Below are 292 nucleotides of genomic sequence, written 5' to 3'. Positions count from 1 at the left end.
ATAGTAGTGATTCCCAGGATATTGCTACACCAGAAATATCTAATTACTCCCCTATTCAGAAACAACCAGATTCCACAATTAGTCCCAGAGATATTATCAACCCAGAAATATCTAATTACTCCCCTATTCAAAAACAACCGAATTCCACAATTAGTCCCACAGATAGTAGTGATTCCCAGGATATTATTAATCCAGAAATATCTAATTATCCCCTTCTCCAAAAACAACCAGATTCCACAACTAATCCCAGAGATATTATTACACCAGAAATTTCTAATTACTCCCCTATTCA

General features: G+C 35.3%; 1 protein-coding gene. It reads left to right on the top strand.

Annotated elements, in window-relative coordinates; all coding sequences use genetic code 11:
* Window positions 1-292: hypothetical protein (locus PL11201_RS26660; RefSeq protein WP_159451587.1), on the top strand; the 292-nt coding region annotated here is incomplete at both ends.

Origin of the sequence: Planktothrix sp. PCC 11201, assembly GCF_900009135.1 — a bacterium.
GTDB lineage: Bacteria > Cyanobacteriota > Cyanobacteriia > Cyanobacteriales > Microcoleaceae > Planktothrix.
Note: the sequence above shows the minus strand (reverse complement) of the source record. Positions and strands in the feature narration are given on the sequence as shown.